The sequence below is a fragment of the Streptomyces sp. NPDC001492 genome, assembly GCF_053597275.1.
Genome location: NZ_JBSFHW010000089.1, coordinates 1 through 19,669 on the forward strand (window position 1 = coordinate 1; position 19,669 = coordinate 19,669).

The window sequence follows — 19,669 nt, forward strand, 5'->3', positions numbered from 1 at the left end:
GATGTCGCCGGGGGCCGGATCGTGGTAGCGGGGGCGGGATTTGAACCTGCGACCTCTGGGTTATGAGCCCAGCGAGCTACCGAGCTGCTCCACCCCGCGTCGGTGCGTCCAGCGTACGGGATCGGGGCGGCCGCGGCGGGGATTTTCATGCCGCGGCGAGTCCGCCCGCGTGACCGTCGTACGACGGAGCTCGAGGACCAGGACCCCTACGGCCGCCCCGCACGTACCGGCGGGCGTCGACGTGGCTGCTGTTGGCAGGGCAGGCTGGAGGGATGCTGGCGGCCAACTGCCAAGGGGGAGCGAGCCGATGCCATTGACCGCGCGCTGGGACGGACAGGCGACGCTGGATGTGACGCTGGAGGGTCTGGGCTGCGGCGTGGTGTGGGAGGCGGTGTACCGGGTGCGGCCGCGCCCGGTCCTGGCCTGTCCCTGGTGCGGCGGGCCGATGCACGCGAAGGTGTCCGGGCGCGGCGGCCGGTTCTTCGCGCACGACCGCCGCTCCCCGGACTGCGCCGCCGCCGGCGAGACGGAAGAACACCGCAGCCTCAAGCGGGCGCTGGCCGCTGCCGCGCGCCAGGCCGGCCACCAGGTCCAGCTGGAGGCCGGCGCCGCGCACGGCGGCTGGCGTGCCGACGTCCTCGTCACCGCGCCGGAAGGCCAGCTCACCGCGCTGGAGGCACAGCTGTCCTCCGCACCCGTCGACGACGTCCTCGCCCGCACCCGCCGCTACCAAGACGACGGGCTCGGCATCGTGTGGTTCACGCACCGCGACGCGCGCTGGCTCGAGCACGTACCCGCCGCCCGCCTCTACCGCCCCGCGGCGCCGGACGGACCGTTCCGCCGACTGCACCCGCTCGTGAGCCGCTTCAACGCCGTGGCCTGCGCGGAGATCTGCGACCCGCGCCCGTTTTGGCACAGCCCCGTCCACGCCGGCTGGGACCACCCTGAGGAACGCGACCTGACCCAGTTCGTCGCCGACGTCCTGCACGGCCGCCTCGTCCCCAGAACGACCGTCACCGCCCTGGGCACCCGCTACGACGGCTGGGCCGCCCCGAAGGACGTCGAGGCGGCCGCCGAGCACGCCGCATCGACCCAGGCCGCGCCTCCCGAACCCGCATGACGCACCACCACCCGCGCCCGGGGCCAGCGGCCCCGGTCCCCGCACCCGACCGACCGGGTCCCGACAGGGACCCGGCCCCCGACCCCACCGCGGCCCCCGACAGGGGGACGCCCCGCCGGCCAACGGCCGACCGTGTTCCTGTCGACGGCTGCTCGCTGTCCGCCGCGCCGGCCCGGTATCCGCCCGGCGCGCCGGCGTGGTTGCTGTCGACGGCGGGGCCGGCGTTACGGCTGCGCGTACGGGTTTTTGACGGTCGTTCACTCCACGTGCCGGGACAGCGCCTTGTCGACGGCGCGGCTCACCAGTGTGGACATCCAGTCTGCCTGTTCCGCATGGAGCAGGACCAGCACGCCTATGGCCTCCTGCACCGTGTGCAGTACGTCTTCGTTGCTGATTCCCGGTACTGGGAGCACGCGCATTAGTTCTCTGATGATTTCGCGGCGGGTGTCCATGTCGATGGAGTTGTCGAGCAGCATCTGTTGAAGGAGTTCCAGGTAGGCATGCGCGGCTCCGGGGACACCGCTGGTGACGGCCGTGCGCAGCCACCGCTGGGCGAGGGCGACGTCGCCGCGTTCAAGGAGCTCGCGCGCTGCTGCAGCCGCGGCATATCCCTCCTGTGCGGCGTACGCCTCCTTCCGCAGCCGGTCCACCTCCTGCGGGGTCCGAGTGGCAAGCTGCCGCATGACCTCGGCGAGGCCGGCCTGCTTCTGCTCCGCGCTGAGCGTGATGCGCTCGCGTGGCATGTCGTCCTGGTGTTCGCACCTTCCCTGTTGGATCAGCGTGTTGAAGCCGATCTAGCAGGGCGGAACTGTGGCGGAATGGCGCGTGTTTTGGGTACCGGCGGCAAGGGTGCAGACCTCTACCCGGCTGGACCTGTTGACGGGGTGGAAGGACCTTGCCACCAGGGAGGCGTCGGTGGGGGTACGCCCAGGTTCTCCCATTCTGCTCGCACCGGATTACCGGGTCGACGAGCTGTTGGGGCTCTACTTCGGCAGCTCCCCGTTCGTGGGCTACACCCCTGAGACGAAGCGCAACTACGCCACTGACCTCTGCCTCTACTTCAATTCACGGTCCCACTTCGACCCACCCACATGCTGCGGATTGGCAGGGGCCTCCTGACGCCAGTACTGATAGTCCTTCAGGTCAGCGGCGTCGGCCTGCGTCCACAGCTTTCCTCTCCGCCACAGGACTCCAGGCGGGCCTGGAAGCGGGGGAAGGCATTTCGGGCCCGGCGGCCCGTCGGGCCATCAACGCAGCAGCTCATGCACCCCAGTTCGTCGGTAGCCTCGTTACCGCGCGGCAGGCCCGCAGCGTCATGAGCAACCCGGACCTGGCCGTTTATGACAACCCGAACTCGCTGCTGATGTGTGTCTACAAGGCCGACAAGGCACTCTGCCGGCGCGAGGGCACCAAGAGTGTTCCGTCTCTGGACCGCTGCGTGAACACCTGCGCGAACATCGCTCGCACCGACCAGCAAGCCGACGAACTCCGCCAACGCGCAAGCGAGTTGCAGAGAAGGGCCCGGCACGTTCCGCACGCACTCGCACAGCGTTTCCTGACTAACTCGGCCCGCTTGCTCGAAGCCGCCGACCAGCATCTCCTGACCCGCATCACTCTCAAGGAGCCCGTTCAGTGAGCCCGGCCCTCGACGAACGCGACCGCATCCGCGCCGCCATGGACCGCATCATGGCTGGTGCCCCCAAGCACTCGAACGGCGCCCTGACGATCGTGGCCCTGGCCGCCGAGGCCGGTGTTCCGCGCAACGCACTCACCCAGCGCCACCTGGACCTGAAGAACGAGTTCTACGCGAAGGTCAAGGAGCGGGGCCAGCCCACGGACGCCGAAGTGCGGCTACGCAAGCGGATCGTGAAGCTCAAAGAACTCCGAGAGGGAGACCAGACCGAACTCGTCCAGCTGCGGGCTGACCGCGAGGCCCTGGTCAGGATCGTCAACCAGCTGACCTTGGAGAACTGTCGGCTACGCCAGCAACTGGCGGCTCCCGGTCCCGTCGTCCGTCTCCTGCCCACCCAGCCCTGTCCACCGGGTTACTGATCACGGCTGAGAAAGGCCGATGGGTTTCAAGTGCCCTGTCAACAGGCGACTCTGTCGGAGAGCCGCTTTCGACAGGACTACTCGCACAGACCTGCAAAGAGTCCGCCGCCCGTCCTGCAGCTGCCCGGCCCGCTGCACCTCCCCGGCAGACGGCGCCCCGCCCCCAACCTCGCGGCCGGCGGACGCGCGGTGCTCTGGCCGCGCCCGGCGGACGCCGACGCGCCCCTGCCCGTCCGTCTTTCGTCGATGAGGTGTTGACCAGCGCTCGACGTCCTACCGAACCGCACCGCCGGGACACCGGGCAGATGAGTGCGCAAACACACCACTGTACAAATCGTGTGCAGGCCAGTGCCGGTCCCATCTTCAGATGCGGTGGTCGTAGCTGCAGAGGTATCGATAGTGTTCGTGATGGGAATGGTTGCCGGGGGGGATGAATGCGGGCCCGAGCTTTGTTCTTAGTGCTGGCGCTGCCCGTTATCAGCACGGTTGCATCGTTCGCAATGGCAGGTTCTGTCTTCGACGAGATCGGGCAGCGCCCATGGCTGTGGGGCGTTTCATCCGGGGGCCTTTTGGTGATTGGAGCTGTTGTAGCTAGGTGGCTGCGGACACGTCGACTAACGGTCCCTCACGATCCGCCGCCTCCGCCACCGGAGGCTCTCCCTAGCTGGTTTGTGGACCGGGAGCAGACCCGTGCAACAGTGGCGGCGGTCTGTGGAAGCGGAGGGGAAGCGGGCGCCAATACCTTTCTGTATGGGGCAGGCGGCGTTGGCAAAACCTCCCTGGCCAAGGCCGTTTGTGCTCACGGACGCGTACAGCGACAGTTCCGCTCCCGTATCTATTTCGTCACCATTGGTCGAGACGTCCGCAGCCGTGTGGCCCTCGCCGCTAAGGTCGCCGAGGTCACACGATTCATTACCGGCGACACCACCGAGTTCGGTGATCCCGTCCTGGCCGGACACCACCTGGGCCGACTCCTCGATCAGCGGCCTCGCACGCTACTCGTTCTCGATGATGTTTGGGAAGCCGAGCAACTGGCTCCATTCCTCCTCGGCGGTCGCCAATGCGTCCGACTGGTCACCACGCGGGACGCAGCTGTAATACCCGCAAACGCCAACCGCGTTCACGTCGATTACGTTTCTACTGTCCAAGCAAGGGCTCTGCTGTTACGGGATTTGCCACCCCTGCCTGACAATCTAGTCGAGGAGCTTCTCTCGGCTACCGGACGTTGGGCCCTACTGCTGCACCTGACAAACCGCCTGATTCACGAGCAGACGGCTCATGGCGCAGATCCTAAGGAATGTGCTGAGTGGATTCTCCGACTGCTACGTGACCAAGGTCCGGCTGCAGTAGACCACGGACTAGCTGCTGTATCAGATCTAAACGATCCCCAGCAGCGCAATCGAGCCGTCGTCGCATCGATTGAGGCCGCAACCACCTTGCTTCCGCTCGGCAGCGCTAACCGATTGGCCGAGCTCGCAATTTTCGTCGAGGACGAAAATATCCCGATGGCCCTGGCAGCTACCTTATGGAGGGCAAGCAGCGGCCTGACCGAGGAACAGACACACGCTCTATGCCAGGACATGCAACGGGTGTCCCTCATTGCGGTCCACATGCAAGATGACGGGATAATCAACCTGCATGACGTAATCCGTGATTACTTCCGTAGCTTGCTCACCCCAGATGACCTTGCACGCCTAAACTGCTTGCTGGTGGATGCAGTTGCCGCCAACCTGCCAACGGAAAACCCGCTCGCTCCTGACATGCCAGATCCGGAGCGCGCGTGGTGGCAACTTCAAGACGACTATCTCACAGACCATCTCATTCATCACCTGCTTAGCGCAGGTCGCGGTGCTGTCGCGGAGGCCGTGGCTGGAGACCTTCGGTGGGTTGAAGCACGCCTCCTCAAGCGCGGACCAACCGCTCCCTTGCAGGATCTGCTAACCGCGAACACACAGCACACCCGCAGCCTAGCCCGCAGCCTTGCTCAAGCATCTCACTTTCTCAGCCCAACGGACCCACCCCAGGCCCTCATCAGCATTCTACATAGCAGCCTCAGTACGCACTCTGCCGGAAATCATTGATCGCCACGAGGCGGTTTCTCTGCATTGACTCCGCTCGTTCACCGTTTAACACGTCCTCGCACTGCCAGGAGGGCGATTGCCAGGAGGGCGGGTTCGAGCAGGCGGGAGGTCATTTCGATGTAGTTTCCCGCTGTCGTCAGATCCTGACCGCTAGAGCGAAAAATGACAGAATTAAGCGTGATATTCATAGACTTTTCAAAACGCTTGCCCGTGAACCGATTACGGACCGGGTTCTTTGGGTCTTCCTTGTCGATTTCCAGAGTGACCCGGCCACCACCACTTGGCACCACGCCAGTAGCTTTCTGTTTGGGCGACTGCTGGGGTAGCCCGAAGGCCATCATCAGTATGATGGTGGCCAGCATTGAAGCGGCTAGCCACGCCAGCGCTCTTGAGGCGCGGAGTCCATAGCCTGACATCAGCCAGTAACCGTGGAGCAGGGCGCGTTCGGCACTTGGTGTCGCGGTTTGGTCATGCCGGCGCATTTCCATCTCGCCGTAATAGAAGTCGGCCGCTCCAGGTTCGTTTTTTCCGTCTTCGAATGCCTTGCGCAGCTGTCGGTATACCGCTGCTACGTCCTCAGGGTCGGGGGTGAGTGCGGGGTCGCCGTGATGCGCTCCGCTACGCCAGATATTAGTTGTTGCAAAATCGCCGGAGGTCTGGGGAAGCGGTTCTTGCTCATAGGTTTGAGCCCTCCAATGGTGTTCCTCAGCGACGGTCCGACGCTTCGACCACCGGACCGGCCAAATGCCGCGCCGCCATTGCAGGCCCTCAGGCACGGGAGCGAAGGAAGTTCCACCTTCCAGGCGGATCTGGTCCAGATGGAATGCGCCGGCAAAGAGGCAGTGACTCAAGTCGGTGTCGATGAGCAGGAGGTAGGCAGCGTCCACCCCCTGAATCGACCTTATCTTCACTCTCGGAGAAAGACTGGCCAACAGGCTCTCTTCCACCTGCGATCCTAGTGACGTAGCAAAGGGAGAGGCATGACTCGTGACAGCAAGCGGGGCGGAAAGAACCGCGTCAGTGAGATCGACGGCGGCATATCGCACACGGAGCGTGGCAGTTGACTCCCACCGCGTTCTAACGCATATCAGGTCATGTGCTGCAATCTGCAACGTCACAGGCATGCTGAATACAGCTCCGGAAAAGTTCACGCGTCCCGCACACACCACCGACCCGTTGAATGAGCCGCGGAACTGAGCTTCCCGAAACCATGCATCATTCACGAACCGAGTGCCACCGAAGTGAGCCTCGCGGTCAAACTGTGCCTGGAAGAACAGGACGTCTCTGGAAAACTGAGTATCAACGAACCACGCATCGCCTGCGAACTGGGCCTTGATGAAGTGGCCGTACCTGGCGAATTTTGTTTCATTGAATCGCACCGCATTCGCGAAATGTGCATCATTGAACCAAGCGTCACGCGAAAACTGCACCTTTTGAAATCGAGAGTGGGTGGTGAACCTAGCTCTCAGAAATGATCCATCGCAGTCAAATTGGGATTCGTCAAAACTGGCAACGCCATTGAATAACACGCCATTAAAGGCGGAGCCTGATTTGAACTCGACTCTGTCGAAAATGGCGTCGCTGTCAAAATTCGCACCATCGAAGCATACCTTTTCGGTGAACACCGCGTCGTCGAACCGCGCGCTTCCCTCAACATGCATGCCACCAAATGGGGTAAGCCCAACAAAATGCGATTTCTGGAATCTAACGGAACCGAAGCGAGGCTTATCGCCCTCAGAGGCACGGACGGCGTGCAGGAGGTCATCGATGAGGCCGGTTGTTAAGCGCGTGCCGCGATGATCGATGTCAGAACCCGGGCCGAGCGTGGCGAAGTAGGCGGCGCGCTGAGAGTCATTCAGATGAAATAAGCACTTCGCGTACTCCAGAACGCGGACACCCGAGCAGTCAACCGACCCCAGGGACGGATCGCCAAGTTCCTCGCAGTGATTCCACCGCGGCACGATTGGGTCCATAAACCAGTCCTAACTAAGCAGGCATCAACGACAAAAGCGCCATCGGCTCACGCCCCGTTCCAGAATCGAACGCTCGGCCACCCCGAGCAGTCCGGCCACTTTGTTCACAAGTGCGCGCGCCGACAGGCCCTTCCAAGCTGATCAGCTTCATAATTGCAGAAGACACAGGCAAGCGGAGGACCACAGCGATCCGATCAAGGGTGCCAACGAGCCAGAAACCCACGCATGTGTCATCCTTCAGCGACATTCAGTGCCAGCCATCGCTGACAGCAGTCCTCGACACCGCAGTCCAGGGTCGATCCCCAGTGTCATCCGTGACTGAAATTCTCACCTGGGCGTCGCCTTGCCCAGCGTGCTCCCCTCAGTTCGACAAGCAGAACTTGACAGGGAACCTGGGAGTTCACAGCTGCACCTCCCCGGCTCGTCGGGTGTTGCTGCAGGTGTTGCTGTAGGCGTGCATCCGCGGGTGACTGCCGCAGGGTCCGCAGCGCCTTCTTGAGGATCTTCTTCAGGTTGTCGATGCCCAGTAGGAGCACCTCGGCACACTCCTTGACCGGCAGGTCGGCTACGTACCGCAGCAACAGGGCCTGGCGTTCGTCCTCGGTGAGCTCGGCCAGCGCCCGCTCGAGGTCGACGCGCAGGTCGACGACCGAGAACAGCTCCCGTGGCGCGTCGCTGCTGGGGACCTGTTCCAGGTCTCGTGCGTCGAGGGTCAGCGTCCGCCCGCGCCGGCGCAGGTGATCGGCCAGGCGGCACTGCGCGATCCGGTACAGCGCGGCCACCGGCGCGGGGTGCGCGGGGTTTTCCGGCCACCACAGGAGGAACTGCTCGACGACCTGGCTCGCCAGATCTCCGGTGGCGTCCAGGCCCGCTTTGCGGGCGAGATAGGTCAGCAGCCCTTCGATGTGCGTCTCGTAGAACGCGGTGAACATCGTCCCGTCGACCTGCGCATGATCGGCGGCCGAGGGCTGCGGGAGGGCGTCGTCCTGCTGGCCGCCGGAGCGCGGGGCCGGGGAGTTGTGCAAGGTCACCGTCGGCGCCTCGTTCCGGACGTCGGCGCCCCGCAGCAGTCTGCCCTCGGTGTGCGAGGCAGTGCCCGGCGCCCGGTCCCGCCGTTGCGGCGCTCGACGGCGGCCCCGGCCACCAGCGCGGCCCACAACTCGTTCTCGCGCTCGCGGCGTTGTTCGCGGGCCACCTGCACCTGCGCCCATGCGCGTATCCCGATGACGACGACCGCGGTCACCGCGGTGGCCAGCCCCTCGGGCACCGGCATCCCTTGCACCGTGCTCATCGCCTCCCCACACATCGAACCCGTCTGCCACCTCCTTCATCGCACGAGCGGCCCGCCCCGGGTACCGAGCTCGCCAAGATCTTCCGGACGGGCCAGGCCGGGCAGCAGAGCCAACTGGTCGTTGAGGGACCCTGTTCAACCGGTGCCGCCGTGAGACGGTCCCGAGAGCTGGGGCAGTGTGGGGTCCCGGACGCCGTGGGAACGGGTACGGGCGATGGCGTGCCACCTGACGCGCGACTGAAGTCGGCGACCAGGGCGGCGAATTCGTTCGGGATGGCCATACGGATGCCGAGGGTTTCGGCCTTGGTCCGCTTGGATCCGGCGCCCTCGCTGGAGACGACCAGGATGGACTTCTTGGAGAGACTGGAGGAGGAGCGGCGCTCGGCGCGTTCGATGAAGTCGTTCATCTGGTTGCGGGAGCCGACGCCGCCGGCGCGGCGGTCGTGGTCTTGGCTGTCATGGCGGGCCACGGCGCGGGCCGCCTCGACTGACTTGTGCGGGCCTACTTCAACGCCGGGAACTGAGGCGAGGATCTGTGGGATGCCGGGAGAACCCCGTCGCCGTGCCGAGCCGGGCAGAGCGAAACTTGCCAGCTTCCTGCACGCCCGCCGCGACATGAGTGCGCAGGTTGGGGTCAGTGATATCTACTGAGCCTGCTGCGTCTGGTGTGCTCAAATCGGTCATTGTTTTTGTCGCGCAAGGCCTGCCTCTGTGGCCGGACTCTGGCACAGTCAATTCATGGGGGAATACGTTGAATTCACCTTCGATGACGGCCAGTCCGTGCTGCTCGAAGTCATGCCAAGTCCGCTTGGCGCGGGGAACGAAGCAGAGCCGGGCTCGGAACTGCTGAAGCCCTACGCGCGGATGCCCGGGCGTGATCGGGTGAGTCGCGCGACCCGCGGTGCCTTGCGCATAGCACTGCGGCCTCTGGTGCCCGTCCTTGAATCGGTGCGGCAGACCACCGACGGACTCGCACAGCAACCGGACGAGGTCAGCGTCGAGGTCGGGGTGCGAATCACCGATGATCTGCGACTCGGCATTGTCGGTATCAAGGGTGAGGCCAGCCTTGTTGTCAAGGCTACTTGGAAGTCTTCGGCAGGCTGAGCTCATGGAGGACTGGTCTGCGTGGGCAGAGGCTGCCGACCGGCTTCCGCTCCAGTCGTGGGTGACAGTGTATGGCGAAGGCCAGATGATGGGTGGCGGGCTCGTCGTTGCACCGGGCAGGGTGCTTACTTGTGCACATGTTGTCAGTGCTGCTGCGGGACTCCGCGAGGCCGAAGAGAAGCCGACAGACGCCCAACTCGACGCAGTACAAGTGGAGTTCCTCGTCGCGCGTGGACGCAAGTTCGGTGTGAAAATTGCGGCGTGGGAGTCCCCCCGTCCTCAGGAACACGGACAGTGGTGGGAGGGCGATCTCGCTCTTTTGGACCTGACCGAAGATGGCCCGGCCGCGGAGCCAGCCCGCTTCTGCAAGGCGTCTGCCGGCGCGACGTTGTGGACGCGCTACGGCACGGGGATGCCGCGCTCGGCCTTGAGGCTCGAGGTGTCCTCCACAGCGGTTGGGGGCTGGTATGAGATCCTGCCTGGCCGCAGCGACCTGCACGTGCACGAGGGCAACAGCGGTGGCGGTCTGTGGGACAGGGATAGTGGCCTGATGGCGGGCCTGGTCGTCAGCGGAGTCCCCGGCAGCCCACGCGCCTATGCGATCCGGACTGAGACGGTCGAGAGATTCCTCGAACGTGCGGGCATCCCCCTGCTGTACGGACCCAAACTCCTGTGTGACGGCGCGGCGCTGTGCACGGCCCGTGAGGGTCTGGCCGAGGTGCTGTGCGACGTCGTCCCGCGTCCGCAATGGAGTGAGTGGGCCTTCCAGATCGCGAACGACCTCAAGCACCTCTACCACCCGAAAGACCCGCTGCGCCTAGCGGATGTGATCGTCGCCCACGAGCGCGGAATCCCGCTCCTCGAACGCCAGCTCCCTGGCACCGTCCCCGCTCATGCGCGTCGCGCCCTCGACGAAGTCGTTGCGTCCGTGGCCGCAGTAAGAGGTGCGCGGCTGCTCACTCCTGCCGAGCTTCAAAAGCTCTGCGGCCTGTTGGGCCCGGATGCGCTCACCGAACTGCTGGCAGCCGCCAATCAAGGGCTGCGGCTCGTCGGATTCTCGCCGCGAGAGTACGGCGATGTCGAATCCCTCGTCGTGGGGCTGGAGGAACTGCCCGCGGGCCCTCGCATGGTGCCGCCATTGCTGCAGGTGGTCGAGGAGGTTGCGGCCCGGCGCGGCCCGGCGGGCCGGCAGTTGCAACGGTGGTCGGATTGGATGGCTGATCTCATCGGAGTGTCGTGGGAGGCACTCGGCCAAGTGCGAGAGATCGTGAGCCGCGCGGACCGCAGAGAAACGAGGCCGCCGCTGATCCGGGTCAGACTGCTCCGCACGCCCAGCGCAGGCCGCTACCGGTACGTGATCAGGGCCCATACCGGCAGCGGGACCCTCATTGACAGCTGGGAGAACGAGCGGACGCTCGCACCTCTGGAGGAATTGTGCGAACGGATCGCCGACGCCGTGCGGGCGCTTGCCTCGCACGGCCGACCCGCACCCCTCGTCGAATTCACCCTGGACGACGAAGACTTCGACGTGCCTGTTGACCTCTGGCCAATCTCGATACCCGGTTACGGCCCCCGCGCCCTGGGAATAGACCGCCCCGTTGTCCTGCGGGGCGTAGAGATGGCGGAGTCATGGAGTTGGCGCGACGAGCGCTGGCGTAACCGGGACACAGAGGGGTGCGGCCCCGTCGTCCTCTTCGACGAAGACGACGTGGACGAGCACATCGCCAACGGGACAACGGTCGCCTGCGCTGTCCTGTGCTGCCCTGCCGGCCGGCGCCCAGCAATGCTCAAGCTATGCCGCTTTCTAGGCCTCCCCGTTGTCCTGTGGCACCGCTCTGCACATGGCAGGCACATAGGCCGGTCCCTCCAGGGCCTCATCGGCTCTACATGGCCGCACACCCTTCCCAACGATGTGCGACTACAACGTCTGTCCGCGCGCAAGGACACTCACGTTGGAAAACATCTAGCCCTGATATGGGAAGAACCACGTGGGGACCACACTGAGGGCTGGGCGGGGCGTGTGCCGTCCGGGAGGGGGAGTGCTGCATGACAGCTGAACAGCCGACACCATTTGGTCAACCCCGACAGCTCAGACATCCACAAGAGCCCGATCCGTCACGATCGCCTCAACCCCCCACCCCTGAAAGGCTGTTCAGGGGAACTCGCGACGCGAACACATCCTTCGCCGCCTATGCCGACGACGTGGCACTACCCGACCCCCCGCCATGGCGCCGCCCCCTCAGCCACCGCGTGCGACGCCCCTACCTCATCGAGCAGCAGCATGTTGACGTGGTCAACGCGGCATTGCGCCTGCGCCGCCCCCTGCTGGTCACAGGGCGTCCGGGCACCGGCAAGTCCTCGCTCGCGCGAGCCGTAGCCGACGACTTGGACTTGGGCCCCGTACTGACGTGGCCGGTCAACACACGGTCCACGCTCGCCGATGCCCTATACCGATACGACGCGATTGGTCGGCTGCGCGAGCAGCAGCTGGAAGGCTACAGAGAGCGGGCCCGCGACGTCGGCCACTACATCCGCCTCGGGCCCCTCGGCACAGCCATCGCCACGCGGCACCGAGGGCGGCCTCGGCTGCTGCTCATCGACGAGTTCGACAAGAGCGACGTCGATCTGCCCAACGACCTTCTCGTGGTCCTCGAAGAAGGGGAGTTCGAAATCCCAGAACTATCCCGGCTTCCCGACGCTGAACAGGAGCAAGACGTCGAAGTGGGCGTGGCAGGTTCCAAGGAACGGGTGCCCGTACGCGGCGGCATGGTGCGCTGCGTCGACTTCCCCTTCGTCATCATCACGAGCAACGGCGAACGCGAGTTCCCGCCTGCCTTCCTGCGTCGCTGCGTCCGCCTCGAACTGCCCTACCCCGACGAGAAGCAACTCATCGCGATCGTCCGCGCCCACTTCACCCCGGAGCCGGGCCAGGACGACGACTGGCCGAGAGTAGCCACCCTGATCAGGGAATTCGTCGAACGCAGGAGGCTCGGAGACCTCGCCACCGATCAACTCCTCCACGCCGTGCATCTGCTGCGCCACGGCGTACAACCCGACTCCGACCACCTGCGGGAGGCGGTGCTGCGTGAACTGGGAGAGGGCGGAGCGCGCTGACCAGCCACCCGTGGCACGCCTTCAGCAGGCGCTGGCCGGGGCAGGCCTCGATCTGGGGCCTCGCGAATTGAGCGAACTGCTGTGGCTGGCGCTGCAGCTGGCAGGCAGGCGACCGGATGCAGAGCCCGCCGAGGATCCGGTGGCGCCGACGGCTGCGACCCCACCACGTCCGCAGCCGCAGACTCCGACCGGACAAGAACAGAGAACCGCGCCCTCCGCGCCGCCCCGGCCAACCCCCGCCCCCCGCTCTCCCGAGCCGCCGTCGTCCCGCCCTCCAGCCGCCTCAGAGCCGCTACCTCAATCCCGCACCCCCCGCTCTGTCTATGCCATGGACACACCCCGCAAGGGAAGCGGGGCCATGGCGATTCGCATCCCGGCCGTGGCCGGCCTCCACGGACAGCTCGACGTTGCCCGCTCACTGCGAGCCCTCGGCCGTGGCGTTCCCTCGACCCGCCGCTTCACGCTCGACGAGACTGCAACCGCCGAGTCCATCGCCGACAACCACGTCTTCGACATGGTTCTACGCCCACTGCGCGACCGCTGGCTCGACCTCGTTATCGCCGTGGACAACGGTGTCTCACTGCGCATCTGGCACGACACGACGGCCGAACTGTCCGCCCTGCTCGCGGGGTTCGGGATCTTCCGCAGCGTGCGCATGTGCTCGTTCGATCCAGAAGCGGACTGCCCTACCAACGCAGTCGACGGCCTCATCGTCGCGCCAGGCCGAACTGTCGTCCTGGTCGTGTCAGACGGCGTCAGCTCCGGTTGGCACACCGGCACAGCGCGCCGTCACCTCGCCCGCTGGGCCCGCACCGCCCACACCGCCGTACTCAACCCGCTGCCCGCCCGCCTGTGGAATCGAACGGGACTCGCCGCCCAGCGCATGACCGTCCGAACCTTACGGCCGGCGCCCACCAACCGTGAGATATCCGCTCGCGACACGCTCCTCCCACGCAAATACGCGGCATCTCTGCGGATACCCGTGCCCGTACTGGAGCTAGGCATGTGGGAGCTGAAACCCTGGGCCGATCTGCTCGCCCGCGACGGTGGGACAGCGCGACTGCAGGTGATCGATGCAGGACCGGGAGCGCGGCCCAGCCGGTTGCCACCACCACCTGAACAGAACACCGAAGAACGAATCCTTGCCTTCCGCGACGTTGTGTCCTCCGACGCGTACACCCTGGCTGGTCACCTCGCCTCGGTCGATCCGCTGACTCTCCCCGTCATGCGCGTCGTACAAGCCGCTGCAGTCCCCGGATCGAGTCCTGCATGCTTGGCCGAAGTATTCCTGAGCGGGCTGATGAGAGTAGAACCCGCACTCGACGGCATCGGCGGAACACCCGCCTACGACGTCTTCGGCTTCGAGCCCGAAATCCGCGAACTCCTGACAACGACCATACGCACCGGAAATACGCGCCGTACCCTTGACCAGGTCACCCAATACATCGCCCCCCGGCTGGACCGAATCGCGGACTTCCCCGCCCTGCTGGCGGAGCGGACGGGCACACTCGCTCTACCCCGCCGGGCAGAGCCCTTCGCCGAACTGAGTCTGCAGGATGACCGCAGCGGACATGAGAGCGCGAACGGTCCGGAGCTGAAACGGCTCGTGAGGGTGTACAGCAATTCGTCGGACGTGCCGAGTACCGGATACCTCGTAGCAGAGGGAATGGTCCTCGCGCTGGTGTCTCCAGCCCTCGGAGAGGAAGTAACGGTCGAACTGTCCGACGAAGAAGGTGCCATCGCAAGAGCCACCGCCGCGATCGAGTGGTGGCATACAACCGAGAACCACGCGGGCTTACTGTCCATTGCCCTGCTGCGCCTGAGGCGAACGGCCGGACTGAGCAGGATATCGTCGATCCGATGGAGTCGCCTCAGGGCGGGAGCGGCGACGCGTATCGCCTGGTGTGACTCCCGGGGTCCCCACAGCACGACCGCAACCGCCTTCCAAGCAGAAAGCGGGCGGCCCGGGGCGATGGATATCTTCACAGGACGCCGGTTCGCGGAGGACATCAGTGGGGTCTTCGTCTTTCAGGACGGAGCATTGGCCGGTATCGCGGAAGAGCCCTTCGGGAGGCTCGAGGCCGAGCCGCTGTCGCCGTATATGGAGGACGCGCGCTTCCGCTCCCTCGTACGCCGCGACGAGAACCAGACCTTGCCCGATCACAACCTCCCGCGCCTTGACGAGTTCGTCGACTACGTCTCCTCAAGCGCCGCCTACCAATGGCTGGATTTGTCATTGAGCCACGGCGAACAGGTCTGTGTACTGTCCGGTGTACAGGCCGAAGGGTCGGCAACAGCCTTAAAATACGCCCACGACCACGTAGGGAGTTACGACGTGGTTTGGCGAATTGTAGCCGGCACACCAGACTGGCCGACCGGAGAGCGTCCGAGGATTCCGTCGTCTCTCCATCAAATCGAGGAAGATCAGAATGCGCTGCTAATTCTGGACGGAGCGAAGGACGAGGACGACCTAGACGCCCTGCTCGACCAACTCCCTGAAACTCGCTGCCACATCGTGGTGGCGGAGCGCTGGGATGCCTCCTGGCGACAGGACACCAACAGGTTCGAGATGGTGGCAGGAGAGGACGTAATCACTCGGGCCGAGACTTGCGGCAAGGCCGTCGCCTGTCTGAACACTGTGCTCGCCTGGTACAGCGATGAGGTGCAGTTCGACGTGCTGAAACCGCTGCAGGGTTGGGCACTTTTCAGCGCCTACAACTTACGCGAGACCGCGGAGAGGCTGGCCAGAGCCGGACTTGCGCGCTGGGACAACGACGTCCTCACCACGACTTCCGAAGCTCGCTCAGCCATGCGAGCAGTCACGCGGCTGTGGCCCGATCGGGAGATGTTGCCCGATCAGACCCAGCCTGTCTCCGGCCGCGAAATCGCCATCGCTGTCCTGCTGGAGCACCATGCGCAAGGTGCCAACCCGCGCACGGAGGGAACGGCTGCGTCTCCGCAGAAGCTCACCCTCATCGCACCGCACGCGCTGGCTCTCGCTGCATGCTTGCCGCCAGGCGAAGATCACGAGGTGCGTCAGCTCTTCTTCGACGTCGGTATGCACCTCGTACGCGCAGGCAGCGGGGAAGGCGTCGCGCTGGCAGAGCGAGGCTGCAAGAACGAAGCACAAAGGAGTGATCTCGTCGCAGAGGTCCTGCTCCATCTGGATACTGCCCTGGCTCTATCCACCGACACTCCGGAACTGGGAAGTAAGCCAGGCCTCCCTGGACTACTGGAACATATTTCCGAAATCCGGAACCGCGCGAGCCGAACTGCTCTCTCCGGCCATCACGAGATCCTGCTGACAGCGGAGAGGATCCTCGGTACAAACCATCCCCTCACCCAGGAAATACGCGACCTGTTCAACGAGCGAGAAACCGGTGAATAAATCGGCCTCACAGACTGTCGCGTAACCGGTCTACCTACACAGCGACCACTACCGCAAGCCGGGACCACCCCGATGTCCTGAATGATGTGTGAGCCTGAGCGCGCAGTAATAGTGCCACGGAAACACGACAACCAATTCAGAGATCAGCCGATCTACCTCACCGCCAGCGCATGCCGACAGCGCACAACTCCGCTACCCGCTCCGGTGCGAGCCCCGCTTTCCGGGCACGGGCGTTGGCGATGAACACACCAAGCGCCAACTCGGCCCCATCCACGGTTTCAATGTGCGATCGAGGCACGTTCAAATGCCCCTCCCGAGCACGGTACTGACGGGCCGCCGCCAAGTTCGCCTCCCACTTCTGTGCCCTGCTCCGCCGCGCAACCGCCGACGGGGCAGGCTGCTGCCCCGGAAGTGGCCGGATGCCCAGCACCTCGCCGAGCAGCCACTGCTGCACGCCACTCAGCGCATCCCATTCCTGCCGCTGTACCTGCACCCAGCGCCCAATGTCCTCGCCCTGTACCAGCAGCACGCCCTCCCTCTCCGGCAGCGAACCCCCCGTCTGGCGGTGCATGCGGGCAAGGTAGAAGCACCGCTGCCACACCACCGGCCACGCCGGACACCACGCCGGATCGATCTCCTCCAGCGCCCGGCGCCGCTCCCGGCTCAGCCCACCAGTCCCAGAGCCCGCCTCCAGCCCTTCCGCCCGGTGGTCCCCGGCGCGCCGGGCTGCGGCACGCTGGTTCTTCAGCCAGATCCCAACCGGGTAGTTCTCCCAGGTGGCCTCGGTAGGGGCCAGCAGGTGGCCGTGCTCGGCGGCCCAGCCGCGGGCCGCGGCCAGACCCTCGTCGAAAGCGACAGTGAAGTGGGACCACACCATGCCGAGTTCGTCCAACTGCGCCACCCGCTCCGGGCCGAGACTGCCCTGGCGGTTCAGGCGCCGCTGGTTGGAGATCCACACCCCGAGCGGGAACCCGTCAGGCGCGGTGTGCCCGTAGGGGACGCGCAGATGCCCCTGGTCACTGTGAAACGCGAGGGCCGCCTGCAGGCCTCGCCGCCAGAACTCGCCCTCCGGCCGCAGCACCCGCGCACTGATGAACGCCGCCAACTGGGCCGGATCCCGCCGCGACGAGAACGACAGCAGCCCCTGCGCCGCAGCGCCGGCCCCGCCTCCCGTGCTCGGGCCGCCAGAGGCCGCCTCCGACCGGCTGGCGGCCTGCGGGACGGCGAGTTGCTCGACCGCCTCCGCATCGTGCGCCCGCAGCGCGGTCAGCAGCTTCGCCAGATCCTCATACGCCTTCGAGGCGAGCATCTCGTCCGGCTCCTCGCCCGGCCCCAGGAACACGGGCACCACCAGCGAGGCGATCTTGCCCTCACCCGGCTGCATCCGCAGCGCACGTCCCACCGCCTGGACCACGTCGGGCACCGAACCCCGCACGTCCGCGAAGACCACCGCGTCACAGCCCGGGGTGTCCACCCCCTCGCCCAGCACCCGCACCGACGACAGCACACACCGCTCCCACACCGCACCGTCCGCCGCACACCCCGACGAGAACTCCTCCAACACCTCCCGCCGGTGCCCGATCTTGTGCTCCCCGCACAGCCACTGCGCCCACACCGCCCCCGGCTCTGGATAGCCTCCCTCGCCGCTCTCCCACAGCGCCTTCGCCACCGCGCCCAGCCCACTCGCGAAGGCCTCCGCCTCACTCGTACGCGAGTGGAACGTCAACAACCGCCTCAACTTCTGCTCGGCCGCCGTCTTCAGAACCGCCGTCTGCAGCGCACCCAACCGCAGCCCCCGCACCGCGTCACTGCGCGCATCCGATCCCACCAGCTGCATCGCCTGCACCTGCGGGTCAGCGATGTCCACACACACCACCTGATACCGCGCGACCAGCCCCCGCTCGATTGCCTCCGACAGCGGCAACCGGTACACCACCGGCCCGAACACACTCTCGTCATCCATCGACGCCACCATCGCCGCCGACCCGCCCTCACCCCCCGAAGAGGCATCCCACAACCGCGGCGTCGCCGTCATATACAAACGCCGCGCCGCCGGCACCTTCCCCTGGTCATGCACCGCCGCCCACGGCTTGCCCAGCACACCCGACGTCCGGTGCGCCTCGTCCACCACCACCAGATCCCACCGGCCCAGACCACCCGCATGCGCCCGCTCCAACACCCCCAAGCCCAGCGCCGCATACGTGGCGAACACCGTCACCCGCTCACGGCCGGCCAGCCACGCCACCAGCTGCTCGGCATCGGTCGTGCACGGCACTTCCAACGCCCCACCCTCGCGCGGCGAGCACACCCCGAACATCGGCCCCGTACGCCCTGCCGCGCGCCACACCCCCACCATCTGCCCCAGCAGATCGAGCGTGGGCACCAGCACCAGCACGCGCCCTGCACGCAACTCCAGCGCCGCGTGCACCCCCACCAAACTCTTGCCCGCCCCCGTGGCAGCAACCACCTGAGCCCGCAGCCCGTTCTCAGGCCACACCCCACCCGGAGGCTGAGCCAACGCCCGCACCACCGCATCCACGGCCTCAATCTGATGGGGACGAAGCCGCTGCCGACCCGACACGATCTTCCGCCTTCCACGCCGCACCAACGGGGGCAGTAGCCCCTCACTACAGACTCTATCCCGAGTCACTTTGATGCAATCGCCCTATCGGACGAAACAGTGCCACGCCCTCGAGGGCCGCACCCATCACCGTCCCACCCAAACCTCACCCCTCGCGGAAACTGCCCCGGTCTTCCGCGCACGGCGGGTGCGGAGTGGGAGAATGCCCAACCCCGCACCCGCCGTGCTTCAACGGCCCGCAACCGGCAACGGGCTGAAGAGCCGTCAGGACGGGGGAGAGGCAGGTGGCGCCGGAAGCTCCACCCCGAGCTTCGCCAGACGCGACCGGATCGCACTCGGCTGCCGAGCAAACCGTTCAGCCAACTCGTCAACACCACTCCCGGAAGCGTGGAGCCGCAGCAGCAACTGGTCATCCTCCGGAGTCCACCGCTCATAGGCCCTCGGATACTGCTTGCGCACCTCGTCCACCGAGTACACCCGTGAAGCCGGCTCCGACCCCACCAGCAGCTCCACCCCGTCCAACACGGAAGAGGGAAAACTGCACACCTCAACACCCCGCAACCAGAAGGTGATTGAACCGCCCTCGAACGTCAGCAGATCCGCCTCAACATCCAGCACCCGCCGCATGACATCCGCATCCGAAGGATCAACCACAAACTCCGAGAAACGTAACCGGATCTTCCCCTGAGAAACAGCACCAGACATGCCAACCACCCTGCCCAGCACAGCGCCCCAGCAAGCGAGAAGTCGCCCCTTGTAGCCAGCCAGGCCCGCAACGCGGGCCCAAGGCAGGGGAGCGAAGCGGACCTGCCCCGAGCCGCGGAGCGGATCGGTCCCGGGCGTTCACGCCCGGGCATTCCGGGGGGGTCCGCGCAACGCGCGGACCCGAGCCGCAACGCGGCTCGGGTGGGGGGGGGCGGGGCGCGGCCCGGGGGCGGGGGGAGAGGGGGGGGGGGGCGGGGGGT

At 65.9% G+C, this 19,669-nt stretch carries 14 protein-coding genes, 1 tRNA gene and 1 pseudogene; 8 read left to right on the forward strand and 8 right to left on the reverse strand.

Translation table 11 applies throughout. The features are described 5' to 3' along the window. Positions 1-22 precede the first annotated feature (22 nt). Positions 23-99, reverse strand: a tRNA-Met gene (locus ACWC1K_RS49340). A 208-nt stretch (positions 100-307) separates the two neighbouring features. Here ACWC1K_RS49340 and ACWC1K_RS49345 point away from each other — a divergent pair. Then, positions 308-1,120 (forward strand): competence protein CoiA family protein, encoded by an 813-nt coding sequence (locus tag ACWC1K_RS49345; RefSeq protein WP_450840603.1) that lies wholly within the window; start codon positions 308-310, stop codon positions 1,118-1,120. 257 nt (positions 1,121-1,377) lie between these two features. On the opposite strand, the gene ACWC1K_RS49350 is transcribed toward ACWC1K_RS49345, so the two are convergent. After that, on the reverse strand, positions 1,378-1,863 hold the full coding sequence (locus ACWC1K_RS49350; RefSeq protein ID WP_450840605.1) for a hypothetical protein: 486 nt from the start codon (positions 1,861-1,863) through the stop codon (positions 1,378-1,380). A gap of 572 nt (positions 1,864-2,435) precedes the next feature. Here ACWC1K_RS49350 and ACWC1K_RS49355 point away from each other — a divergent pair. The 3 genes from ACWC1K_RS49355 (at position 2,436) to ACWC1K_RS49365 (ending at position 5,253) form a co-directional block, all read left to right on the forward strand. Further along, positions 2,436-2,756: a hypothetical protein gene (locus tag ACWC1K_RS49355; protein ID WP_450840606.1), complete on the forward strand. Its 321-nt coding sequence runs from the start codon at positions 2,436-2,438 to the stop codon at positions 2,754-2,756. Further along, a complete protein-coding gene (locus ACWC1K_RS49360; RefSeq protein WP_450840608.1) occupies positions 2,753-3,172 on the forward strand; it encodes a hypothetical protein in 420 nt (139 codons plus the stop codon). The genes ACWC1K_RS49355 and ACWC1K_RS49360 overlap by 4 nt, the downstream gene beginning before the upstream one ends. A gap of 671 nt (positions 3,173-3,843) precedes the next feature. Beyond that, entirely contained in the window at positions 3,844-5,253 is a 1,410-nt protein-coding gene (locus ACWC1K_RS49365; protein WP_450840610.1) for an NB-ARC domain-containing protein, read from the forward strand. Between the two features lie 38 nt (positions 5,254-5,291). On the opposite strand, the gene ACWC1K_RS49370 is transcribed toward ACWC1K_RS49365, so the two are convergent. From ACWC1K_RS49370 to ACWC1K_RS49385, 4 genes and pseudogenes are all read right to left on the reverse strand, one after another. Further along, positions 5,292-7,226, reverse strand: a complete 1,935-nt coding sequence (locus tag ACWC1K_RS49370; protein ID WP_450840612.1) for a pentapeptide repeat-containing protein — start codon at positions 7,224-7,226, stop codon at positions 5,292-5,294. A 308-nt stretch (positions 7,227-7,534) separates the two neighbouring features. Beyond that, on the reverse strand, positions 7,535-8,257 hold the full coding sequence (locus tag ACWC1K_RS49375) for an RNA polymerase sigma factor (protein WP_450840614.1): 723 nt from the start codon (positions 8,255-8,257) through the stop codon (positions 7,535-7,537). Beyond that, the gene (locus tag ACWC1K_RS49380) at positions 8,254-8,517 is read right to left on the reverse strand and encodes a hypothetical protein (RefSeq protein ID WP_450840615.1); all 264 of its coding nucleotides are present in this window, start codon (positions 8,515-8,517) and stop codon (positions 8,254-8,256) included. The genes ACWC1K_RS49375 and ACWC1K_RS49380 overlap by 4 nt, the downstream gene beginning before the upstream one ends. 239 nt (positions 8,518-8,756) lie before the next feature. Beyond that, positions 8,757-8,936 (reverse strand): annotated as a pseudogene (locus ACWC1K_RS49385) (hypothetical protein); the annotation flags it as partial. 319 nt (positions 8,937-9,255) lie between these two features. Here ACWC1K_RS49385 and ACWC1K_RS49390 point away from each other — a divergent pair. The 4 genes from ACWC1K_RS49390 to ACWC1K_RS49405 all read left to right on the forward strand — a co-directional run bounded on the left by ACWC1K_RS49390 (position 9,256) and on the right by ACWC1K_RS49405 (position 16,123). Continuing rightward, positions 9,256-9,621 carry a CU044_2847 family protein gene (locus tag ACWC1K_RS49390; protein ID WP_450840617.1) on the forward strand — a complete coding sequence of 122 codons (366 nt, stop codon included), beginning with the start codon at positions 9,256-9,258 and terminating at the stop codon, positions 9,619-9,621. 4 nt (positions 9,622-9,625) lie between these two features. Then, complete coding sequence (locus ACWC1K_RS49395; protein ID WP_450840618.1) at positions 9,626-11,671, forward strand: VMAP-C domain-containing protein; 2,046 nt, start codon at positions 9,626-9,628, stop codon at positions 11,669-11,671. A 152-nt stretch (positions 11,672-11,823) separates the two neighbouring features. Continuing rightward, positions 11,824-12,735, forward strand: a complete 912-nt coding sequence (locus tag ACWC1K_RS49400) for an AAA family ATPase (RefSeq protein ID WP_450840620.1) — start codon at positions 11,824-11,826, stop codon at positions 12,733-12,735. 10 nt (positions 12,736-12,745) lie between these two features. Then, the gene (locus ACWC1K_RS49405; protein WP_450840622.1) at positions 12,746-16,123 is read left to right on the forward strand and encodes an SAV_2336 N-terminal domain-related protein; all 3,378 of its coding nucleotides are present in this window, start codon (positions 12,746-12,748) and stop codon (positions 16,121-16,123) included. A gap of 157 nt (positions 16,124-16,280) precedes the next feature. Here ACWC1K_RS49405 and ACWC1K_RS49410 read toward each other — a convergent pair whose 3' ends face one another. Together ACWC1K_RS49410 and ACWC1K_RS49415 are read right to left on the reverse strand one after the other, a co-directional pair. Next, entirely contained in the window at positions 16,281-18,728 is a 2,448-nt protein-coding gene (locus tag ACWC1K_RS49410; protein ID WP_450840626.1) for a Helicase associated domain protein, read from the reverse strand. 240 nt (positions 18,729-18,968) lie between these two features. Beyond that, positions 18,969-19,409: a hypothetical protein gene (locus ACWC1K_RS49415; RefSeq protein ID WP_450840624.1), complete on the reverse strand. Its 441-nt coding sequence runs from the start codon at positions 19,407-19,409 to the stop codon at positions 18,969-18,971. Positions 19,410-19,669: the final 260 nt, after the last annotated feature.